Consider the following 21,789-nt stretch of genomic DNA (forward strand, 5'->3'; position numbering starts at 1 on the left):
ATAGACCGTTAACTATAAAAGCTAGTGGTCTATTAAATACGAATTCACTGATTAAAAAGCAGCAGGTACTGTACCCATACGTTGACTGATTGGCTGACCACGACCCAGCAGACTACTATAGATAGTAGCGTTTTCCATCACGTGTTTGACATAGTTACGCGTTTCAGGAAAGGCAATCGATTCGACATATTGATCTGCGGCGATTGCGCCATAGGTTGGTTGCCAGCGTTTGGCATTATTAGGACCTGCGTTATAGCCTGCGGTTGCCAGTACTGGCTGATAGTTCAGTTTACTTAAGATATCACCCATATACCATGTACCATAACGGATATTGGTATCACCACTATTGGCACGGCTCGCACTATAAGTCTCACCTAAGTTACGCGCGATATATTTTGCCGTATCAGGCATGATTTGCATCAACCCACTGGCGCCTACATTTGAGCGCGCAGAAGACACAAAACGGCTCTCTTGACGCATGATGCCATAAGCCCACGCTGGATCAATGCCTGCTGATTGACTATAACGCACCACTGACTCTTGGTGTGGCATAGGGTGCGAAAGTGCCAAGCTATTAACTCTATCGGTATTATCGACGGCATAAATCGCCCGATCGAGCCAGCCCATGTCATACGCTTGACGCGCCGCCGCGATAATGAGATTGTCATCACGGTTATCGCGTGCTTGCTTCACAGCCCAGTTCCACTCGCGGTTGGCGTAGCCGCGACTCGCGTCAGAGTTGTATAGTGCAAATGCACGGGCAAAGTGTGGGTTTTGCATCACGCGCGCGCGGTCAGCGGTACTGACATTAGGCAAATTGCTACCACCTAAGCGGCTGGCATCAAAGCGCTGACCGATCCTGTCTTTTGCCATCAAGCCATAGTAGTCATTATTTTTCGCTAGGTTTTGATACATTTTTTTGGCGGTATTGCGCTTACTGCTATTGCTTGATTGTTCATAGGCGCGTGCCAGCCAGTATTGCCACTGACCATCCTTCTGAATTTCACCATCCATTTTTGAAATAGCTTCAACCACATCATCCCAGCGGCCAAAGCGGATTGCCGCCATGGCATAGTCTTCCGCTTCTTCAAAGTTAAAGTCATCATCTAAGCTATTGCGGAACCAGTCTACTGCTTCAGCATTAAAACCGTCATCGGTATTGTGGTTCATGCGCTTCACGCCAAGCGTACGATAGGCGTAACGACGCGTTTCGTCATTTAATAACTTTATAGCGCGCTGATTGTCTTGCTTGATATCGAAGTCTAACTGCAGTGCCGCTTCTCGATAGGATTTATCTGCGACACGGCCAATAGCATATAGGTATAGGTATTGATTGGTTTGACTGGCGGGCTCGCGGCCAAAGCGGCTAAAAAACGATGAAGGATTGAGCTGAATTTCACTAAGCGCCGAATAGGCAATCGGTGTCCCTAAGCGCGATGACAATGCCATGATGTCGCCGGTCTTACCGACACGCAGCATCCGCTTGAGTCGAGCGGCGCGATCCTGATTGCTAATCAGCGCGTTGTTATTCATCTCCATCGCTAGCTGGTCACAAAGGGCTGGCTGCTTTTTGGTGGTTAGCCAAACATCAGATTTGGCAGCCATGGCACGCATGGTATCACCGCCATTATTGAACCCAAGGGCGATAGCGCAGCGCTCACTGGCATCAGCATTGGTAATCAGATTCGCCACTTGTCTGACAGAGGCGTAGTCATTCGACCCCGCTTTGGTCTCCGCAAAGTCAGCCACTAGCTTCTCGGCCATGACCGTATCTGGATACTGGCGTACAAACTGCGATACGGCCGCTGAACTTTGTGAATTGAGGTCTAGATTCATCCGCCAGTAAGTTGGATACATGGCAAATAGACCACCGCTCATGATTTGCTCATAATTATAGAGCGCACCCACATCCCCACGATCCGCTGCGATAGCCGCTGCCATAAATGAGTCAATACTACGGTCTTGCTGATAATTTTGCTGATAGTTACCCTCTTGTTGGTAGCTTTCCTCATCACCCCACGTCAGCTCTGCACAAGCCACTTGTGACATACCAAGCGCACTTATAGCGGTTGCCACACTCAATGCGCTTATCCACAACGAGCCTACTGTGAGTCGTTTCGACGTCTGCTTTTGACTGGTAAATTCTTCATCCTTGATGCTATGAGCAACACGCAACTTTGTCATACTGACTCTCTTTATAATATCTCTACAAATATTTGAATAAGGGTTCGCTAAGTACCGCCAAGGGTATCGCAATCATCATACTATACTCATTGTGCTTTCAACTATCTCCTTTACCTTTTGTTAATAAATAGGAGAGCACGGTGTAACATAGAAATGATAACGAGCCTCAGTTTTTATAAATGGTAATATTAATCACAGTAAATAATTGATACTGCTATGAATTATTTATCATATTGACAACCCATCGCCTATGCTAATTTTTCACATTAGTACAGGGTTGTGATAAAATACGCCACCTGTTAATCGGCTACTCCGTTATATTTTTGGTCAATCATGGACTTTCCCTTATGAGTGTTACTGTATTCAATCCCCGCATCGATGACGATGCTGCTGCTGAGACGACTGTCACCGCACGTGCTGTCACTGCACTCAAGGAGCAAAGTTCAGCCCAAGCACCAGTCGAAAAATCATCGACTAAAAAAGTCTTTATCACCACCCAAGGCTGTCAGATGAATGTCTATGATTCAGACAAAATGCTCGATGTGCTCGGTGACTCGCACGGCATGCAAGTGACGCACAACATTGATGAAGCCGACGTGCTGTTGATGAATACCTGCTCTATCCGCGAAAAAGCGCAAGAAAAGGTGTTTTCAGAGCTTGGGCGCTGGCGCAAACTCAAAGAAAAACGTCCTGATCTCGTGATTGGCGTTGGTGGCTGCGTGGCCTCACAAGAAGGCGACAATATCCAAAAACGCGCGCCTTATGTGGATATGGTGTTTGGCCCGCAAACCTTGCACCGTCTGCCTGAGCTGTATGATCAATCCAACGATCAGCGCCACGTGTCACCCAAAAACCGTATCGGTACGATTGACGTATCCTTCCCCAGTATTGAAAAGTTTGACTTTTTGCCTGAGCCAAGAGTAGAAGGCTACAAAGCCTTTGTCTCAATCATGGAAGGCTGCTCAAAATATTGCTCATTCTGCGTCGTTCCTTATACACGCGGTGAAGAATTGTCGCGTCCACTTGACGATGTGCTGGCTGAGATTGATAGCCTTGCCGCGCAAGGTATCCGCGAAATCAACCTACTTGGTCAAAACGTCAACGGCTATCGCGGCGAAAAAGACGATGGCAGTATTTGCCGTTTCGCTGAGCTGCTGCATTATGTCTCGCACGTCGATGGTGTGGAACGTATTCGTTATACCACCAGCCATCCGCTTGAGTTTACCGATGATATCATTGACGCTTATGCACAATTGCCAGAGCTGGTATCGCATCTGCATCTACCTGTACAAAGTGGCTCAAACGCGATTTTGGCGGCGATGAAACGCAACCATACCATCGATGTGTATATCGATCAGATCAATAAGCTCAAAGCCATCCGCCCAGACATTCACTTGTCGAGCGACTTTATCATTGGTTTCCCTGGTGAGACTGATGAGGATTTCCAAGACACGCTAAACTTAGCAAAAGAGCTGAACTTCGATCACTCGTACAGCTTTATCTACTCCAAGCGTCCGGGCACGCCAGCTGCTGAGTTACCAGATGATGTCAGCTTCACCACCAAAAAAGCGCGTTTGGCTGAGTTCCAAAAAGTGATCGTTGACTCGACATTGGCCAAAACGCATGAGATGGTCAGTACAACGACTCGCGTCTTGGTTGAACAAGTCGCCAATCGCCATCCAGACTGCCTAATCGGAACAGCAGACAACACCCGTACGGTGATGTTCCCTTACGATCCTGAGCGCAGTGATGAGCTGCTTGGTAAAATTGTCAGCGTACGTGTCACCGATTTTGTCAGTCCGCACATGGTAAAAGGCGAGCTAATCGAAGTATTAGCATAGTGGTTAAGTAACAATGGTTAAATTATAAGTTTGAGTAAGAATAAAAAAGCCGTTCACTATAATAGAGAACGGCTTTTTTGCGGGTGAATGTTAACCATCACTATTCTGATAACCAATCTGTCTTCCGTAGCTGCTGCTTGGTCTCGCGGCGACGTTTCTTGCGGACGATATCGATATCTTCTTTTTCATGAATACCACCCTTTCTTAACAGTGGATCAAGCGCCAAGTAATTACGCGGTTTGACAGTGCCTAGCGAGTGCTGTGCACCTGATTCAGTCTGCTTGTCTAACTGTCTCTCAATTTGTTTGGCTTTCTTTAACGTTTGTTTTAAGCTCATATAGTTACCTATTAGATCTCTTGCAAAAGTACCAGTTCATTGACTTCAACTGACGGAGTTACAAGGGCTGACGATGACTTATGCAAGAAGTCTAATAACTTTTTATAGCATAAAACTATTAATTACTTCAGCAAACAAGGCCGCTGCAATGATGATAAAGATAATGCCGCAACCACGATTAAGCCATGCTAAACGATTACCAACATCGAGCCAACTTGCCAGCTTTTTTCCGCCTAGCGTATAGACAATCTGCCAAATCGTTTCGCTCATGAATAGCCCAATGGTCAATAAGATATATTGCGGCCATAGTGGCGCACTAAAATTAATAAACTTAGGAAAGAACGCTGCGAAAAATAATATCGCTTTTGGATTAGATAAAGATACCCAAACCCCTGTACGGAATAAAGTGAGATTGCTCGGACTTGTCTTGACCGCAGCACTCGACAGCGAGCGCGGCTGCGGTGTACCAGCTTGACCTTCAAAAGCCCCATAGTCGGCCTCAACCTCAGCACTTAACTCTTTGGCATCGCTCATCAAGCTACCATCACCCGCATCACGCCATGAGCTGATGCCCAAATATACCAAGTATGCCGCGCCCACGGCTTTGATAATTGTGAGCAGCCATGGCGACTGGCGACTGATCACATCCAGCCCAAGTAAAGTCGATAGCAGCAAGATAAATAGCCCAAGGCTTAACCCTGCCAGCGTCCATAATGTGCGCTTCACGCCATAGTTCATGCCATACTGGAATGCCAACAACATGTTGGGACCTGGTGTTGCGGAAATCAAAAACGTACTTGCGAAAAATACTGCAAACAGATGCCAAGACATCAGCTAACCCCTACTTTGTTATATATAAATGCTTCTTATACGAACAGCCACATCGCCAAAAAAAGAAATACCGCCATTCAGGCGGTATTATTGATACTTCTCACATTATATACATATGTTTGCCACTTTTATAGCGTATCGACACCTCTATAAGCTACTTGGCAGTACAACTGTCTAATAGTTTTTGCAAAAAGCCGTCACAACGTTTGATTTCGATCAGTTCTACATATTCATCCGCTTTGTGTGCCTGCTCAATACTACCAGGGCCACAGATGATCGTTGGGATGCCTGCATTGGTAAACTGACCACCTTCCGTTGCGTAAGCGACTTTATGACGCTCATCATCCCCTGTCAGAGCTGCTATCAATGATTGTAGCTCAGCGCTGTTATTATCCGTCATGGCAGGAACACTCTCTTCCTGCATCAGCTCGATACCCGTCTCAGGCGCACGCGCTTGCATTTGCGCATTTAACTCAGCAACTTTTGCTTGAATGGGCGCTAGTATATCGTCTTGGGTCATGTGCGGCAGGTTGCGATAGTCAAAAGTGAACTCACACAGATTGGGCACGATATTGGTGGCTGTACCGCCGTGTATAGTCCCTACTGACAATGTCGAATAAGGCACGGTAAACAATGCATCATTGTCATCACGAGTGCTCAGTTCTTCAGCAAGCGTGTCGACATAGCCCACCAATTTGCTTGCATAGCTGATCGCATTGACCCCTTGTCCAATCAATGAAGAATGCGCCGATTTACCATGGACACGGCAACGATACACCGCGATGCCTTTGTGCGCGACCACCATCGCCATATTGGTTGGCTCACCGACGATGCAATAATCAGGGGTGATACCGCGCGCTTTTAAATCCGCCAAAATCAATGGCGCACCCAAACAGCCCACCTCTTCATCGAACGACAGCGCGAGGTGCAATGGGCGACGCAGCTGACCGCTATTTGATAGCTGTACAGCTTGTGGCAATATTGTCAGCGCACACGCAATAAAACCCTTCATATCGCACGCACCGCGTCCGTATAGCTTGTCACCACGTATCGTCGCGGTGAACGGCTCTGATGTCCAGTCTTGACCATCGACAGGCACGACATCAGTATGACCTGAGAGCACCAAACCGTTATTAATTTGGTCAGCGTTTTCGCCAGCGGGTACGGTCACAAACAAGTTGGCCTTGGTCTTTGCCTCGTTAAAGGTCAAATCTACCGTCAGACCAAGCTGCTCACAATACGCTCTCACATCATGAATCAATGCTAGATTGGAGTGTCGACTGACCGTATCGAAAGCGATAAGCCTAGACAGCCAATCAAGGCTATTACTCGGATGCGTAGCAGGGTTTAACTGTTGGTCATTGCTAGCATTGTCATTAGTATCTTGGATCATAAAATATCCCTATTATGATTTTTAAGAATTATGTCTTAAAAGTCATTTCTTAAAAGCCATTTCTTAAAAACTATGAGGTATCAGATTTGTCTTATGATGGATTATTCTGATTCATCACGTCAAGCACGGGTGGCATCGGTTTTGGCAACTTGCCTTCTGCTTGTAGCTCTTTGGTGGTTTTGGCATTGATAGATAGTCCAGCAATCAGGGCGATGTCTTTTACAGGCTTGCGCTTACGCGTCGCAAAACTCACAGGCACCATACGAGCAAACTCGTAGATATAAAGATAAGACTCCTCTCCCCCCTCAAAATCCTCTTCTTCTTCTAACCGAATGCCACCAATTTTAGCCAAATCTGAGAGCATCTCATTCTCTTCGCTACTCAAATTACAATCAGTAATACCAAAACCCGTCATAAAGCCGTTTGACCACTGTTTCAATGCCATCACGCGCTCGTATAAATCATGTTCATCATCAGGGATCAGCGGCATATAAGCGTAGGCATCATCTTTATCTTTTAACTGAAACACCGTGTCTTCTGCTTCTTCTGTCAGCAACGTCAATGCCGCCTCTGGTAGCGGTGCAAAGCTCAGCTCTTCAAACACCTTTGCCCATGTGGCCTCATCAGGCGCGTTACACGCCGTCATCAGCCCTGTCATCAGGCCGTGCACCTCACTGATAGACACGTCCGTCCAATCATCAAACGCAGTCAGCCAAGTATTCCAGCCAGAGATATTATCATTCATAATAGAGGTCCTAGTAGTTGATTACTGTTCAAAAAATAAAAATAGTCACGACAAAATGTCTGGGACAAATCATCGATAGATAAAAGTAAAAAGACAAAGCCTCGTACTTGTAATTACTTTGTTGATATAGATATTATGCGGTCACCTATGGCATTATTAAATGCAGCGAACAAAATTCATTCACGCTTACTTGTTAAGGATAAAAACTGACTATGTATGATCAACTTAGAATATTAGAAAAAATGGTACTCGACATCAAAAAACAGTATCAGCTTGTCAGTGCTGAACTTAGCAGCCTAAAACAACACCCTGTTAGCGATGCAAAAGAAGTCTCTGCTCTAAAAAACAAGCTTGATGCCAGCCACAGCGAGCGTGATGGCGCAAAAAAACAATTAAATGACCTCGACAAGCGCTATCAAAGCCTTGCTGAAGCGCACCATATGATTGGTGAAGAACAAGACAAACTACAAAAACAAATCAGCCAATTACAACAACAAAATAGCGAGTTGCAAAAGCACAATAATGAATTAAAGCAGCAGTATAGCAATATCAAACAACAAAACAGTGAACTGCAAAAGAAGAATCAGTTGGCAGCAGAGCGTACGCAAGTCGTCTTGCAACGCTTAACCCGCATCGATCAAGCAGAAAGCTAACGCATTCCTGTAATAGATAGCAAAATATGCTACTTATTAAACCGCCCAACGCTATTTGTAAAACCTGATATCACTCATTCCACTGACCAGACATTGTAGGATGTATCATGACCGACAACCAAAGCAACGCTATAGAAAAACAGCCAAAAAATAACCCATCACAAAATACTCAAGTACCGAATAAAGACGTAGCCGTACAAAAATCCACTCAATCGGGGGCGAGCACATCCAGCACATCGTCTCAAGCCAATGGCAAAGCGGCTGAGCCCCAGATCAAAAAAGTCGATATCGCGATTGCTGGCGTGACTTATCCAATTTTTTGTCCCGTTCATGAGCAAGAAGAGCTACTATCGGCGGTCTCTTATATCAATAACTATGCGCTTGATCTAAAGCGAGATGCACCAAGCCTCAGTCAAGAAAGCATACTGGTGCTGTGCTGCTTGAATTTATACGAAAAAATCCATGCCAACCAAAGAAGTGATGAAGACCGCTTGCAAAAAGATAAGCAATCACAGGCATTGCTAAATAAAATCATGAAAGACGCCCACTCTATTTTGTAATAGTGCGGTGTTGTCTCAGCAGACAGATCGTTCAAAACATGCATGATCTAATAGTGTGCGATATGATGAAAAAGCATCAAATCTATTAGCGCTTAGCCTACTAAAGCTAAGCGCTTTTTTATGGTCAATCGTTTTTATCTACCTGCTTACGCATAAGGTTTGTAAGTCTTGCCTGCGTGAAAGTCTGCCTGATGCTCATAATTGCAAAAGAATAATTCTTGGGCTGATTCAGTATTACCATCCCTGGTTGTCGCTAAGCTAGGCTTAGTTTCAAGGACACCGCGATATTCCGCCAAACTGTTACCACAAAAATTGCACTGACGCGGTGTGGTGACATCACCCTCTTTTGGCATCATGCTTTTGGGTGGACGTGGGTACATAAACTTGTAAAAAGCCCACATGGAAGCCCAGATAATAAGAATGACAATAATAACGGCAAACACGGCAGCGCTCCTTCAACGACAAATAAACGTAATGAATAACAAGAGTGATGACACTTACCATGATCCAAGACGCTCGAATGCCTAAATTTTACCGTCAATAATGGTAATGGCACAATGCCTTTACGGTTAATTGTCGATGATGCTGGGTTGTCATTCATAGCACTGACGAATAGCCAAGTGCTATAGCAACAAAAAACTGGCCACAGTGAGCCAGTTTTTGTATCAAAACCTAAGATTAAAGGCTAGCAGTTATAGCTGTAGCTCGCTGATATCAGCCACAGACAAGAACAAGGCGCGTACCTGCTTGAGCAAGGCTAAGCGGTTATTTTTGAGCGCTGCATCGTCGCTGTTGACCATCACATTATCAAAGAACTGCGTCAACGGCTCATCTAAGCTCGCCAGCGTTTGCAATACTTGCGTATAGTCCGCTTGCTCAAGCAATGGCTGTACCACTGTCTGTGCTTGCTGCACATTTGCATATAAATTTTGCTCAGCAGTCTCAGATAGTAGCGCTTCATCGACCGTATCAGCAACATCGACTTCTGACTTGGCCAATATATTGGCAACACGTTTGTTTGAATCCGCGAGCATTGACGCTTGTGACAGCTCGCTAAATGCTTGTACGGCGCGAATACGCTGATCAAAATCAAGCGGCATATGCGGGTTAATCGCTTGTACGGCCTGAATCGTATCGACGCTGACACCCTGCTCGGTATACATCGCACGATAGCGCGAGTTTAAGAACGCCATCACTTGGGTAAAGGTGTCACCCATTTTGGCAATCTTGGTACCTTCAGCATCGCTATAGCCTTTAATCGCTTGCTCAACGAGCGCTACCAGATTAATAGGTAACTGCTTTTCAATCAAAATGCGCAAAATACCAATGGCAGAACGACGTAGGCTAAACGGGTCTTTTGAACCCGTCGGTGCTTGGTCAATCGCAAAGATACCAACGAGCGTATCTAGGCGATCAGCCAACGCTAAGCAAATACCAACTGGTGTTTGCGGTAATACATCACCACTGAACTTGGGCAGGTATTGCTCTTCCAAGCTTGCTGCAACTGCCTCAGGTTCCTCATTCAAACGTGCATAATACGTGCCCGCGATACCTTGCAATTCAGGATACTCACCGACAAGCGAGCTGGCCAAATCTGCTTTGGATAAAATACCCGCACGTACAGTGTCATCGACGTTGATATCGTGGCCTTGCTGCTGCATTAGGGTAGCAATAAACGCGGCAAGCTTAGCAATACGCTCAGACTTCTCCCAAATCGTACCCAATTTGTCTTGGAATACACGAGTTTTTAGGCTCTCTGTGAGTGCAAATAACGGCTGCTTTTGATCTTGTAAGAAGAAAAACTCGGCATCAGCCAAACGTGGACGCACCACTTTTTCATTACCTTCAATAATCTGATTGGGGTCTTTAGACTCAATATTGGTGATAAAGATAAAGTACGGCTGCAATTTGCCCGTTTTATCCGTCAAGCAAAAATACTTTTGATCCGCTTGCATGGTCGAGATAAGCGCTTCTTGTGGCACTTGTAAAAAGCGTGCTTCAAAGCTTGCTCGTAGCGCAATGGGGAAATCAACCAATGCGGTAACTTCGTCCAACAAATCCTGCGGTACGATAGCATCAGAATTAACTTCATCTGCCAATGCTTTGACTTGGTTTTTGATCAGCATTTGGCGCTTATCAAAATCTGCCACGACTTTTAAACCATCTAACAGTTGCTCATAGTCATTGGCATGAGCAATATCATGGTAGTCAGGGCTGTGGAAACGGTGCCCACGAGTTTGCGAGCCTGTCTCATGCCCTTGGATAGTGGCATCGATAACAGTGTCATCCTGCATCAATACTACCCACTGGACGGGACGAACAAACTCGTTGCGACTGGCACCTGAGCGCATACGTTTGGCAATCGGTAGGCTATCTAACGCTGTTTGAAAAATAGCTGGCAGTAGCTCGGTAGTCGCTTGACCACTGATCGTTTGCTCAAAGCCGACATAGTCACCTTTATCGGTGTTAATGGTCGTAAGCTCGCTCGCTTCGATACCTAAGCCTTTAGCAAAACCTATCGCCGCGCGGGTTGGATTGCCATCGCTATCAAATGCCGCTTTGATAGCTGGTCCGCGTTTTTGCTCAGTGCGGTCAGGCTGCTTATCGCTAATGCCTTCAATTTGAATCGCCAAACGGCGCGGTGTGGCAAAGGCTTTGATGCTATCAAAGGTGATCTCAGCTGCAGATAATTGCTCAGTGACACTAGTTTGCAGCGCATCACGCAATGGTTTTAGGCTTTTTGGAGGTAGCTCTTCACACCCCAGTTCAAATAGAATAGTACTCATGGGATGCTCCTATTGCTTGTTCGTCGGTTGATTGTTGTCAGTGGTTTCTTTTGCTAAGCTGTCTGTTGATGAGCCTTCTGTTGCCGCGTCTTCTTTTGGCAAATACTTCTCAAGAGCTTCGGCACGGTGCGCCTCATCAGCCAATGGGAAGCCTAACTTGGCACGAGCTTCGACATAACCAAACGCAACCTTACGCGCAAGCGTACGTACACGCAGAATAAAGCGTTGACGCTCAGTGACCGAAATCGCACCGCGGGCATCAAGCAAGTTAAACGCATGAGAGGCTTTTAATACCATCTCATAGGCTGGCAATGGCAGGCCTGCTTCAACCAACTTATCTGCTTGCTGCTCATAAAAATCAAACATCTCACCCATCATTGGCACATCAGCGTGCTCAAAGTTGTAGGTCGATTGCTCAACTTCGTTTTGATGGAACACATCGCCATAGGTGACGCGGCCAAACTCGCCATCTGCCCAGACTAAGTCATAGACGCTATCAACGCCCTGCACATACATCGCCAAGCGCTCAAGACCGTAAGTGATCTCGCCAGTGACTGGGAAGCACTCAATACCGCCGACTTGCTGGAAATAGGTAAACTGGGTCACTTCCATACCGTTAAGCCAAATCTCCCAGCCAAGTCCCCACGCGCCAAGCGTTGGTGATTCCCAGTTGTCTTCCACAAAACGTACATCATGCACCAATGGATCGATACCAATAGCGCGTAGCGAGTCCAGATATAGCTCTTGAATGTTAGGTGGGTTCGGCTTTAGTACGACTTGGAACTGATAGTAGTGTTGTAAACGGTTTGGATTGTCACCGTAGCGACCATCAGTCGGGCGACGCGATGGCTGTACATACGCAGCGTTCCAACGCTCAGGACCTAACGAGCGCAAAAACGTGGCGGTATGAAACGTGCCCGCGCCGACTTCCATATCGTAAGGTTGCAATACCACGCAGCCTTTGTCAGCCCAATAATTCTGTAAGGTTAGGATTAAGTCCTGAAAAGTCATCGGTTGAGGAGTTTGGTCTTGTGTCATCGGGGTTGTCGCTTCGGATGTCATAGTTTGGGTTTTCATAGTAAGTCACTGTGAAATGGGTATGATTAAATAAATCTCTGATAGTACTCATCACCTATTTGGCAACGACGCTATTTGCCTGCTCACCTTACTAAAAATTGACTATTTTATCCATATTTACGTTAACTAAATTTGCGTTGTCGATAAAAACACGCGACTATATCCCTGATTTACGACCGAACTAACATAAAAGAAGCCTGACCGGCGACTGATCTTGAAAACAAAAAAATACCCAAATGCGTGAGCATTCGGGCAGGAGGAAAATTGTATCTTGGGCATCCTGATGATTCAGGCTTTTTATTTTTGGAGACTACTTGTTGGACAACTGCTTGTGGTACAGATTTATTTCTTTTAACGGGTATTAATGCCTAAATATCAAGCTTGGTTACTGATAGGAATCGCTATTGGCTTTTGGCATGACTATCCATAATACGATATAGATCAAAATACCCGGTACAGCAGCGCTTAGCGACGAGACAATTACAAATAGTAATCTGACCCACGTAGGTGACCAGCCGACATATTCTGCAATACCGCCCATCACGCCCGCTATCATGCGATTATTTTGTGAGCGATGTAATTTTGCTAACTTAGCCAAACTAAATACCTCTCTGTTATCTATTTTTATAATGTATTTTTTATTTTTTCTTGCTTTTTTAGTCTCAAGGCTACCTTGCCTTGCCAACTTATAAATAAGTATATCAATTCTTGAGAATTTATCTGTTGAAGGTATAGACGTACTTTGTGAGTTTATGATACGTAAGCTTGCCCTAACCTGTCATATCACCACGCAAGCCCCTGATTTTAAATAATTATTTCAAAATGTTTCAGAATTTACTTTGTTGCTAAAACCTTGCTTTAGCTATTTACACAGTTCATTATTTTTTAAATGAATCAAAGAGATAAGTGGTGTTTTGATAGCAACTTGATAGTGGTAATAAATGCTCAAATCTTCAATTGTCAAAAAATCATCACTCGCTTTTTATTTTTAGATTCACACAAAAACCGCTGATGAAAAACATAATAATCTGCGTAAGAGTCAAATATAAGTCAGATTTACAATAACCTACCTGTAAATCCTCCAAAACCTTTATACCATGCTCATAAGTAACTCAGGTTTTAGAGAATTTATCCTTAAATCTGAAACAAATATAAGCCCAAAACAGAATAAGGATGGCTATGTACGACAACGGATTGATGATTGGACACTTTGAGCCCTTACATTTGGGGCAAATGCGCAGCATATTAGAAGCAGCAGGACAAGCAAAGACCCTGCATATCGTCATTATGACGCATCCATCACCGCATCCAGATTTTACGATCACCTTACAAGACAAAGCGCGTTGGCTACAGATGGCCTGTGCGGATTTGCCATTTATTCATATTCATACTACTGATGAGATCGAGTTACCGCTTCATGAGCATCTTTATGATAGTAATGATAGTAGCGAAAATGTCAGGATCGATGTGGCGACTAGTAATGTCAAATTGCAGCGCTTGATAAAGGCATTAGCACTCCCTGCAGAGACAGCATTGTTTATGGCGGAGAACCACCCACTGACGCAGAGTGATTTACAAGAGCAACTTATCTTACAAGTGGTCACTACTACGCTACAGCCTGAGTTCGACTCGTACGCCATTGCTCGCGAACCAGTCGCCCATTGGTCAGCAATCCATCCAGAGGCACGCGCTAACTATACAAAAACCGTTGCGATTGTCGGCGGCGAAAGCTCTGGCAAGACAACACTGGTGCATAAGCTGGCTAATTACTATGGTGCCAGCTTTGCGCTGGAGATGGGCCGTCTGTATGTGGGCACAGATTTGGGCGGTAGCGAAGTTGGGCTGCAGTACAGCGATTACGGCCCTATTTGTCTGGATCATGCGCAAGCGATACGCGATGCTAAAGCCAATGCAACAGCTCCGGTTACGATCGTTGATACGGATTTTGTCACCACACAAGCGTTTTGTGAAGAGTACGAAGGTCGCACGCATCCTTTTGTCGCTGCTTGCGTTGATGAGTTTCGCTTAGACCACACCATCATGCTCGATAATAATACGCCATGGGTTGATGACGGCATGCGCTCTTTAGGTACGCCTGAAGCACGTGGACGGTTCGAGCAGCGCTTGCTAGATATTTTTGCGCGTCACGATATCGCGCCGCATATGATTGACCAGCCCGATTACGATGCTCGTTATCAGCAAGCACTGCAATTTATCGATCAGCATATCTATGGCAAAACATTATAAGAGGCATCAAAGAGTGCCCTATTTATCATCATTTATTCAGCTAGCGCGTTACAGTTAACATTATGTTGTCGTTAGCACTATATTGAAATCAGTATCAATTTTAGAGGAAAAATTTATGCGTATTCAGCTACTGGATAACATCACCGGAGAATGGTCAATGCAATGGATCATCGTTTGGTTTATTTGCGGGGTCATTGCTCTGTCCGCAGGTTTTTGGCTCACAACCGACCATACCACGCTTGATTGGTTTTACTTGGCTGTCTCGTTTATTGGTCTGATTTGTGTGGTGTCACTATCTTTTCGAAAAAACGTCATGGGCAATGGCTTTGGTATGGGCGCAACCGCAGGAGAAGTCATTGTACAGGCCACATCTGGCGCCGTAGGTCTGATGCTCGCGCCTCTATTTAACTTTTTTACCCATGTCTATGGCATTTTTTATTGGTCAAAACACACCGACCCTGATGGCGACATGATCCCAAAATCAGCGAGCAAAGCGGTGTGGTTGATCACTGCCGCATTTATCATCATCGGTCTTGCCCTTTTCCCAACCGTCAATGATCTACTGGCGAGCTACGGTTATGCGGTCGTCGAGGATGATAATAGTCTGTTTTTGGGATTTATCTCTTTCTTTTGGATCAACGTCATTGCCTTTGTGCTGTCTATTACCGCTCAGGCAGCCATGATTCTGCGTTATTCCTTTAACTGGTGGTTATGGATCATCGTCAACTTTGTCTGGCTGATCGTCAATCTCATGTCTGGCAACTATATTTTTGCGATTCAAACCATGGTGTATCAGGTAAACGCCTTTGTCGGTCTCTATGAGTGGCATCGCAGCGAACGAGGTTAATAGCAACATCTGTAGAAAAAAGCGTTTGAGATATTGAGATAAGTCTTACCAATATCGCATTGGCAATACGAGCGAAATTGACTGTGCCGTCTAACAGATAACATGGTGGACACGCGCAATTAGTGCTACAACTGGTACTAATTGCGCATGTTAATATTTAAATTGATAGCGCATGTCGGCGTCTTATTTCATTTACTAACAAGGAGGTTAGTATGTCTCGTCAACCCAAAATGTCCAAACGCACGCTTGAGCAGTGGCTCAGTGAGTATGCGGTCAGTCACCAAAACCTGATTAATAAGAAAATCCATTGGCTATGTGTGCCGACGATTTTTGTGAGTTTGTTGGGGATGGGAATGTCGCTGTCTGTATGGTTTACTCTCGTACTGAGCGCATTAGTCTTATTATTTTATATACGCTTATCGACCCCGCTATTTTTGGCAATGGGGCTGTTTATTCTGATTTGTCTGTCGGTTATGGCGGCTATGCCATGGGGATTCAAAGCGTGGGCGGCAGTATTTGTTGTTGCTTGGATTGGTCAGTTTATTGGTCATAAAATCGAAGGCAAAAAACCCTCGTTTTTTGAAGATTTACAGTTTTTATTAATCGGTCCAGCATGGGTCGCCAACAGTTTGATGCAACGTAAATAATCATTAAATTGTCGCATCAGTTCTGCAAATATCCAATGTAGCTTTGCTGTCTTTACCCTTTATTCATAAAAAAACGCCACCCGATGCTTGGGTGGCGTTTTTTACGTGCTCTGTAGTTTATTTAGCAAACTTCCTAAGCAAGGCCATAGGTTGTCTATTCTCAAACAACAACATTAAGCACCAAACACTTTCATACGCTCATCAAGTGGCTTGAATTCTTTGTCGCCTGCTGGCTGCTCAATCTTACCAAATACCAGCTGTGCTTTTAGCTCCCAATCTGCATCAACATTCCAAGTGCTCGCGACTTTCTGATCGATCACTGGATTGTAATGCTGCAAGTTTGCACCGACATCAATGCTTGCTAGTGCCGTCCAGATGACGTATTGATGCATTGCGTTGGTTTGAGTTGACCAAATTGGGAAATTTTCAGCGTATAAAGGCGCTGCTTCTTGCATGCCTCTTACCACTGCTTGGTCTTCAAAGAATAGTACGGTGCCAGCACCCGATCTAAAGCCAGCAATTTTATCTTTGGTAGATTTAAACGCTTCTTCGTCACCGACGATAGCGCGTAAGGTCTCTTCAGTCATATCCCATAGTTTGTGATGATCATCGCCGAATAACACAACGACACGCGTTGATTGCGAGTTAAATGATGATGGTGTATGCAAGACAGCATGCTCAACTACTTTTACGACTTCATCGTTAGATACTGGCAGCTGGTCGCTGAGTGCGTATATAGAACGGCGCTTTTCTGCTAATTGTTGTAAGTCTTTTAGTTCTGACATCGTACTTCTCCATATTGTTGTAGGAATGATTTGCTCTGGGTTGATAGACCTTGTCGATCTTGTGATCAACAAGTCGTTATAAAACAGTTTATTTATGTGGGCTATTATCGGAACAATTTACCTGAAACCCCATGTATTTTTTGTAAAAAAACTTAACGATGATGATTACCTTTGAAAAATAGATTAATAAATTTTTCGTGTTGATAATTAGCCTTTGAAGCCTTTGGGTAGTTCTGGTGCCACCAGACGCTGCATATTAGAATCCACTTCACCAAAACGCTCATGACCATTGTTCCAATCAATGACCGATTGCTTGAGCTCCTCTTTGTTGTCAGCGACAAAATTCCACCACAGTAATACTTGGTTGCTTAGAGGCTCCCCACCAATGAACATCAAACGTGTGCCCTTGTTTGCGACCAGCGTTATCGTTGTATCGTTAGAAACGTCTGTACGATGAAAACGTAATAACTGGTCTTTCTTGTATACTTGACCTTCAGACTCTAGCGCACCGACAACCACTAAAATACCGTACTCAAAGCTCGCCTCCAAATTCAGCGTGACGTCTCCATCTTCTAAAAAATGTACATCGATACCAACTATCTTTGAGTACTGCAACGTTGGCGCTTGATGGTGCTCACCAGATGCTGATTGATAACTACCCGTGGTCAGAATCAGCTCGACGTTGCCCTCAGTCCATGCTGGCAGCTCTGGGTAATGATGAAAACTGCGTTCAATCTGCTGGTCAGTGGGTAAAGCTATCCATAGCTGTATCATATTGATACTACGTGCAGCGACGCTTGAGTGAGCAACATCTGAGTCAGCATTGTCCAAAAAAACGCTTTGTTCTGTGTGGCTAATACCTTGCATCAGCCCAGTACCTGCGGTCATGAGGTTGACTTGGTTTTTGGCAATGACTTGCTCGCTACCCAAGCTGTCCTTATGTAAAATCTCACCATCAATCATCCAGCTAAAAGTTTGTAGATTGGTATGGGGGTGGCGACCAACTTGAACCCCTAAATCATCTTGAGCAAACTCAGCTGGCCCTGCGTGATCCAAAAAGCACCATGCGCCAATCGGTTGTTTGCCTTTATTGGGTAATAACCGTGCGATAGGAACACCACCAACCTCCGTTGATCGTGGCTTTAGAGTTCTAATCGTCATGTGGCACCTCTTGATCTGTATGCGGTTAGTCGAGCGAACGAACGATGCTACGGCGCTCATCCGTGATCTACATAGAAAGCGGCACTTCCATCACTAATACTGTTGCCGCCTCTTTCACTTCCATAGTGACGTCCTTAGTATCCCAAACCCCAAGGCCATCTCGAGTAGACAAAATGTTACCGTCTATCACGACTGTTCCTGCAATCACAAAAATATAAACACCATTATTAGGATTGTTTAGTTGGTAGGTCTGCGTCACGCCTTCATCAAACTCTCCCATACTGAACCAAGCATCTTGATGAATCCAAACCCCTGCATCATCTGCATTTGGTGATAGAACCTGATTGAATTCATTGGGCGTCATGATGGTTCCCATGTGCACTTGCTGATAGCGAGGAGCAACACTCATTTTATTTGGCATGACCCAGATCTGTAAAAATCTCACAGCTTCTTCACGACTGCCATTCATTTCACTATGAGTGATGCCTGTGCCCGCTGACATGACTTGGATCTCACCCGTCTCAATCATGCCCTCATTACCGATGCTATCGCCATGCGCAAGTTTGCCAGCTAGAGGAATGCTGATAATTTCCATATCACGGTGCGAGTGCTTGCCGAACCCTTGACCACCAATGACAAAATCATCATTGATGACACGTAACACCCCGAAGCCCATACGCTCAGGATTATAGTAATTGGCAAAACTAAAGGTATGACGGCTTTTTAGCCAGCCGTGATTGGCATCGCCGCGGGAGTCTGCTGCATGATAGATCGTTTTCATTATTTATCCTTAACTGTCCATACGTTTATTATCTATATATTTGTTATTAATTCACGTGATTGAACAATGTATCTATTATAATTGTTGACTATATAGAGATAAACAGACATAAGTGCAAATAACTATTCTTTTTATTAGAACAATAATGAGGCATCGATAATGGGACAGTTAGAAGACATGGCAATGTTTGTACGCATTGTCGAGGCAGGCAGCATCACTAAAGCCGCCGAACAATTAAATATTGCAAAGTCAGCCGTCAGCCGCCGCCTAAAAGACTTGGAGGCACGCCTAGGCACTCAGTTGATCAGCCGTACGACGCGCCACTCTCACTTGACACAAGCAGGTGAGCAGTATTATCAGCAGGTCAACAGTATCTTAAACGCGGTTGATGCCTTGAACGAGACTACCAATGATACGCCAACGCGCATTGGGGGTACGCTAAAGATGACCGCGCCATTATCGTTTGGTCTTATGCATCTGACTGATGTGATTGATGAATACGCCAATCAGCACCCAAACCTGAAGTTTGAATTGGATTTTTCTGATCGGCATGTTGATCTGATTGAAGAAGGATATGAGCTGGCTATTCGAATCAGAGAGCTACGAGATTCTAGTTATCAAGCAAAGCCGCTGGCACGGATTCGTTGCGTCATCTGCGCCAGCCCCGACTATTTAAAAAAAATGGGCACACCTGATACATTAGAAGATTTGGAGGAGCATGAGTTTTTGCAATACAGTCTTGGTCAAACAAACAATATAGAGCTGATTGACGCCCAAGGAAAAAAACATTATCACGCGATGAACGCCAAAATTAAAGCCACCAATGGTGAGTTTTTAACGGATTTGGCAGTAAAAGGACATGGCATTACCGTCATTCCAACTTTCATCGCTTATAAAAAGCTGGCACGTGGCGAGCTTGTACCGATTTTGCAGCAGTATCAATTGCCAATACTAAACGCTTATGCCGTCTATCCAAAAAATCGGTTTTTATCGCAGCGTTGTCGTTATTTGATTGACTTCATTGCTGAGCGCTTTGGTGATCATCCGTATTGGGATGATTTTTGATAAGATTTGATTAAGCAAGGTTAATCTTTTACAAAGTATAGCGTTGCAGCTACTCTAATCTAAGAAGCGATCTACTAGCAATAATTTCACGTTACTCGGTAATAGATGAGATTTCACCAATCAGCTTCTTAGTCTTATATCTTGCTTCTGCTAATGCCATCTTGTCTTGTGCCACAACGGTCAATACACATGGTTTGCCGATATAGTCTGTTTTGACAAATAGCATATTGCCAGACGTGGCTTCAACGATTGTGATATCGCACTTACCTTGTTTCATCTGGGCAGCTGATGAGTCGCTGAGCGCTGATAGCGTACTGCTCATCGCCGCAAACTTGTCAGATTGGTTGCTCAACTCTTTGATCGAGAAGCAGCTAATAGGAAAACCATCTGTGGTGCATAAGCTGACCAATACGATTTCTCTATTGGCCTCACACAACGCTTTCATGTGACCCAAAAGTGCTATTTTTGCAGGTGATTTTTCGTTTTGTGTAGTCATATCTAACATCAACCTTGATTGTTCAGGGTATTAAATAATGATAATAGAGACACAGCGGACTCTTTGTTTCTTGGATCTACATTGATCACAGGCGCGACTATATCGTGTTCCATCAGCATGACTCTGATCTCTTGTCCGAGCACAGCCACGCTTTGTTTATCGGCATCTTCGCAGTGAGTAATACCAACGATACAGGTCGTCTGCTTTTTTGCTGGTGCAAAAAAGTGTAGCAGTTTATCTAAATTTGCATAACCAGGCGTCTCGCCATGCTTGATTAAGATGAGCAAACCCCACAAAGAGTGGTTGACAAATTCCCACAAAAAAGAAAAACGCTCTTGACCTGGAACTCCATAGATACCTAGTGCCATATCATCAGATAAAGTAATTCTGCCATAATCAATACCGACAGTCGTGTACTCTTTACCAATATCGATACTCGATCTTGCCTCTGTCTCAAAAGGGCTGATTTCACTCAACGTCTTAACCATTCGAGTTTTTCCAGCACCTACTTCACCAATGATAGCTAACTTCTGATAATTCAATTTTTTACCTCATTCCTAAGAATTTCTTGATCGCGCCATAAAACTTATTAGGCTTTTTTTCATTAACCTTTGGCTCGTCTAACGGCTGTGTCTCTGTCACGCTCAGTATACCTGATTGATCAAACCCATTGATTATTTCTGTGACTTGAGGAGACGAACCAAACTCACCACTAGCGACCAATGTATCAAACGGATAAGGTTTTTTTGTCAGTTTGACACATAAATCCATAATCATTTGAGGATTACTGACATGATTTAGGTCAGGCCAAGCCAATAATTTGAGACTTTTACCTTTATAATCCTTTTGGGAGGCGGTATTAGACTTGTGTATATCAAAAAATGGCTGAATACGTTTTGTTTGCTGCTCATCGAAACTGTTTAAGACAACGCTATTTTTTTCAATAAAATCATCAAAAAAAGTGCCTTGATCCACAAAGTCGAACACGCTGATGCCCCAATTACGAAAGCTACGTTCAGTTACACTTTTATTCAGAAAAACCCAGATATTTTCATGCCTAGTATCAGATGATATCTTAGCCATCAGTCTATCTACTTCAATATCAGGACCTTCCAGCACCTGAAGATACTGCCCTTCACGATAGGATATGATGCCTGTGATGTGTGACTGTGGATTATTCTTACTAGAGACGCTAATGATGTCTGATAACCCACTAGGCATACGAATACTGCGATCTTTGATAGGCACTCTGCTGACGTATGCAATACATTTCATTTTGCCACCATTTGATAGAACATCTAAAACTTAATTAAGTTCTTATAATTATATATAAATTAATAATTCGTTATATAC

Annotated in this window: 22 protein-coding genes; 7 read left to right on the forward strand and 15 right to left on the reverse strand. The window is 44.4% G+C overall.

All coding sequences use genetic code 11. The features are described 5' to 3' along the window. Positions 1-51: 51 nt before the first annotated feature. Positions 52-2,184: a lytic transglycosylase domain-containing protein gene (locus CUR83_RS11220; protein ID WP_284719665.1), complete on the reverse strand. Its 2,133-nt coding sequence runs from the start codon at positions 2,182-2,184 to the stop codon at positions 52-54. 347 nt (positions 2,185-2,531) lie between these two features. Between CUR83_RS11220 and miaB the strand changes: the two genes are divergently transcribed. Beyond that, positions 2,532-4,025: a tRNA (N6-isopentenyl adenosine(37)-C2)-methylthiotransferase MiaB gene (miaB, locus tag CUR83_RS11225; RefSeq protein ID WP_284719666.1), complete on the forward strand. Its 1,494-nt coding sequence runs from the start codon at positions 2,532-2,534 to the stop codon at positions 4,023-4,025. Positions 4,026-4,125: 100 nt separating this feature from the next. Here the strand turns inward: miaB and CUR83_RS11230 are convergent, their stop codons facing one another. The 4 genes from CUR83_RS11230 to CUR83_RS11245 form a co-directional block, all read right to left on the reverse strand. Then, on the reverse strand, positions 4,126-4,362 hold the full coding sequence (locus CUR83_RS11230; protein ID WP_227517145.1) for a hypothetical protein: 237 nt from the start codon (positions 4,360-4,362) through the stop codon (positions 4,126-4,128). 102 nt (positions 4,363-4,464) lie between these two features. Beyond that, entirely contained in the window at positions 4,465-5,193 is a 729-nt protein-coding gene (locus CUR83_RS11235) for a LysE family translocator (protein ID WP_075107157.1), read from the reverse strand. A gap of 154 nt (positions 5,194-5,347) precedes the next feature. Then, positions 5,348-6,586, reverse strand: coding sequence for an acetylornithine deacetylase (gene argE, locus CUR83_RS11240; RefSeq protein WP_284719667.1), 1,239 nt, complete (start codon positions 6,584-6,586; stop codon positions 5,348-5,350). Between the two features lie 91 nt (positions 6,587-6,677). Next, the gene (locus CUR83_RS11245) at positions 6,678-7,331 is read right to left on the reverse strand and encodes a UPF0149 family protein (protein ID WP_071003031.1); all 654 of its coding nucleotides are present in this window, start codon (positions 7,329-7,331) and stop codon (positions 6,678-6,680) included. A 212-nt stretch (positions 7,332-7,543) separates the two neighbouring features. On the opposite strand from CUR83_RS11245, the gene CUR83_RS11250 reads away from it, so the two are divergent. Then, positions 7,544-7,984 (forward strand): hypothetical protein, encoded by a 441-nt coding sequence (locus tag CUR83_RS11250; RefSeq protein WP_071003030.1) that lies wholly within the window; start codon positions 7,544-7,546, stop codon positions 7,982-7,984. Positions 7,985-8,091: 107 nt separating this feature from the next. Then, complete coding sequence (locus CUR83_RS11255) at positions 8,092-8,544, forward strand: cell division protein ZapA (RefSeq protein ID WP_071003029.1); 453 nt, start codon at positions 8,092-8,094, stop codon at positions 8,542-8,544. 146 nt (positions 8,545-8,690) lie between these two features. Here the strand turns inward: CUR83_RS11255 and CUR83_RS11260 are convergent, their stop codons facing one another. The 4 genes from CUR83_RS11260 to CUR83_RS11275 all read right to left on the reverse strand — a co-directional run bounded on the left by CUR83_RS11260 (position 8,691) and on the right by CUR83_RS11275 (position 13,005). Next, positions 8,691-8,987 (reverse strand): hypothetical protein, encoded by a 297-nt coding sequence (locus tag CUR83_RS11260; protein WP_071003028.1) that lies wholly within the window; start codon positions 8,985-8,987, stop codon positions 8,691-8,693. A 249-nt stretch (positions 8,988-9,236) separates the two neighbouring features. After that, positions 9,237-11,330 (reverse strand): glycine--tRNA ligase subunit beta, encoded by a 2,094-nt coding sequence (glyS, locus tag CUR83_RS11265; protein ID WP_071003027.1) that lies wholly within the window; start codon positions 11,328-11,330, stop codon positions 9,237-9,239. A gap of 9 nt (positions 11,331-11,339) precedes the next feature. Continuing rightward, the gene (gene glyQ / locus CUR83_RS11270) at positions 11,340-12,341 is read right to left on the reverse strand and encodes a glycine--tRNA ligase subunit alpha (RefSeq protein ID WP_223333560.1); all 1,002 of its coding nucleotides are present in this window, start codon (positions 12,339-12,341) and stop codon (positions 11,340-11,342) included. 451 nt (positions 12,342-12,792) lie between these two features. Continuing rightward, positions 12,793-13,005 (reverse strand): PspC domain-containing protein, encoded by a 213-nt coding sequence (locus CUR83_RS11275; RefSeq protein WP_071003026.1) that lies wholly within the window; start codon positions 13,003-13,005, stop codon positions 12,793-12,795. Positions 13,006-13,586: 581 nt separating this feature from the next. Between CUR83_RS11275 and nadR the strand changes: the two genes are divergently transcribed. From nadR to CUR83_RS11290, 3 genes are all read left to right on the forward strand, one after another. Continuing rightward, positions 13,587-14,654, forward strand: a complete 1,068-nt coding sequence (gene nadR / locus CUR83_RS11280; protein ID WP_071003025.1) for a multifunctional transcriptional regulator/nicotinamide-nucleotide adenylyltransferase/ribosylnicotinamide kinase NadR — start codon at positions 13,587-13,589, stop codon at positions 14,652-14,654. Positions 14,655-14,769: 115 nt separating this feature from the next. Next, positions 14,770-15,501 (forward strand): nicotinamide riboside transporter PnuC, encoded by a 732-nt coding sequence (gene pnuC / locus CUR83_RS11285; RefSeq protein WP_071003024.1) that lies wholly within the window; start codon positions 14,770-14,772, stop codon positions 15,499-15,501. Between the two features lie 212 nt (positions 15,502-15,713). Further along, positions 15,714-16,148, forward strand: coding sequence for an Mpo1 family 2-hydroxy fatty acid dioxygenase (locus CUR83_RS11290; protein ID WP_071003023.1), 435 nt, complete (start codon positions 15,714-15,716; stop codon positions 16,146-16,148). Between the two features lie 173 nt (positions 16,149-16,321). Here the strand turns inward: CUR83_RS11290 and CUR83_RS11295 are convergent, their stop codons facing one another. The 3 genes from CUR83_RS11295 to CUR83_RS11305 all read right to left on the reverse strand — a co-directional run bounded on the left by CUR83_RS11295 (position 16,322) and on the right by CUR83_RS11305 (position 18,875). Continuing rightward, complete coding sequence (locus CUR83_RS11295) at positions 16,322-16,933, reverse strand: nitroreductase family protein (RefSeq protein ID WP_071003022.1); 612 nt, start codon at positions 16,931-16,933, stop codon at positions 16,322-16,324. 207 nt (positions 16,934-17,140) lie between these two features. Further along, entirely contained in the window at positions 17,141-18,094 is a 954-nt protein-coding gene (locus CUR83_RS11300; RefSeq protein ID WP_284719668.1) for a pirin family protein, read from the reverse strand. Positions 18,095-18,161: 67 nt separating this feature from the next. Continuing rightward, the gene (locus CUR83_RS11305; RefSeq protein WP_212564195.1) at positions 18,162-18,875 is read right to left on the reverse strand and encodes a pirin family protein; all 714 of its coding nucleotides are present in this window, start codon (positions 18,873-18,875) and stop codon (positions 18,162-18,164) included. A gap of 159 nt (positions 18,876-19,034) precedes the next feature. Here CUR83_RS11305 and CUR83_RS11310 point away from each other — a divergent pair, with 159 nt between their 5' ends. Beyond that, positions 19,035-19,940, forward strand: a complete 906-nt coding sequence (locus CUR83_RS11310) for a LysR family transcriptional regulator (RefSeq protein ID WP_212564194.1) — start codon at positions 19,035-19,037, stop codon at positions 19,938-19,940. 91 nt (positions 19,941-20,031) lie between these two features. On the opposite strand, the gene CUR83_RS11315 is transcribed toward CUR83_RS11310, so the two are convergent. From CUR83_RS11315 to CUR83_RS11325, 3 genes are read right to left on the reverse strand one after another with little or no spacing between them, the layout of a single operon-like run. Next, complete coding sequence (locus CUR83_RS11315; RefSeq protein WP_143007412.1) at positions 20,032-20,436, reverse strand: roadblock/LC7 domain-containing protein; 405 nt, start codon at positions 20,434-20,436, stop codon at positions 20,032-20,034. A gap of 8 nt (positions 20,437-20,444) precedes the next feature. Next, on the reverse strand, positions 20,445-20,978 hold the full coding sequence (locus CUR83_RS11320; protein WP_284719669.1) for a GTP-binding protein: 534 nt from the start codon (positions 20,976-20,978) through the stop codon (positions 20,445-20,447). Positions 20,979-20,982: 4 nt separating this feature from the next. Further along, positions 20,983-21,711: a BLUF domain-containing protein gene (locus tag CUR83_RS11325; protein ID WP_284719670.1), complete on the reverse strand. Its 729-nt coding sequence runs from the start codon at positions 21,709-21,711 to the stop codon at positions 20,983-20,985. Between the last annotated feature and the right edge of the window lie 78 nt (positions 21,712-21,789).

Origin of the sequence: Psychrobacter pocilloporae (assembly GCF_029872915.1) — a bacterium.
In the GTDB taxonomy this organism is placed as follows: domain Bacteria; phylum Pseudomonadota; class Gammaproteobacteria; order Pseudomonadales; family Moraxellaceae; genus Psychrobacter; species Psychrobacter pacificensis.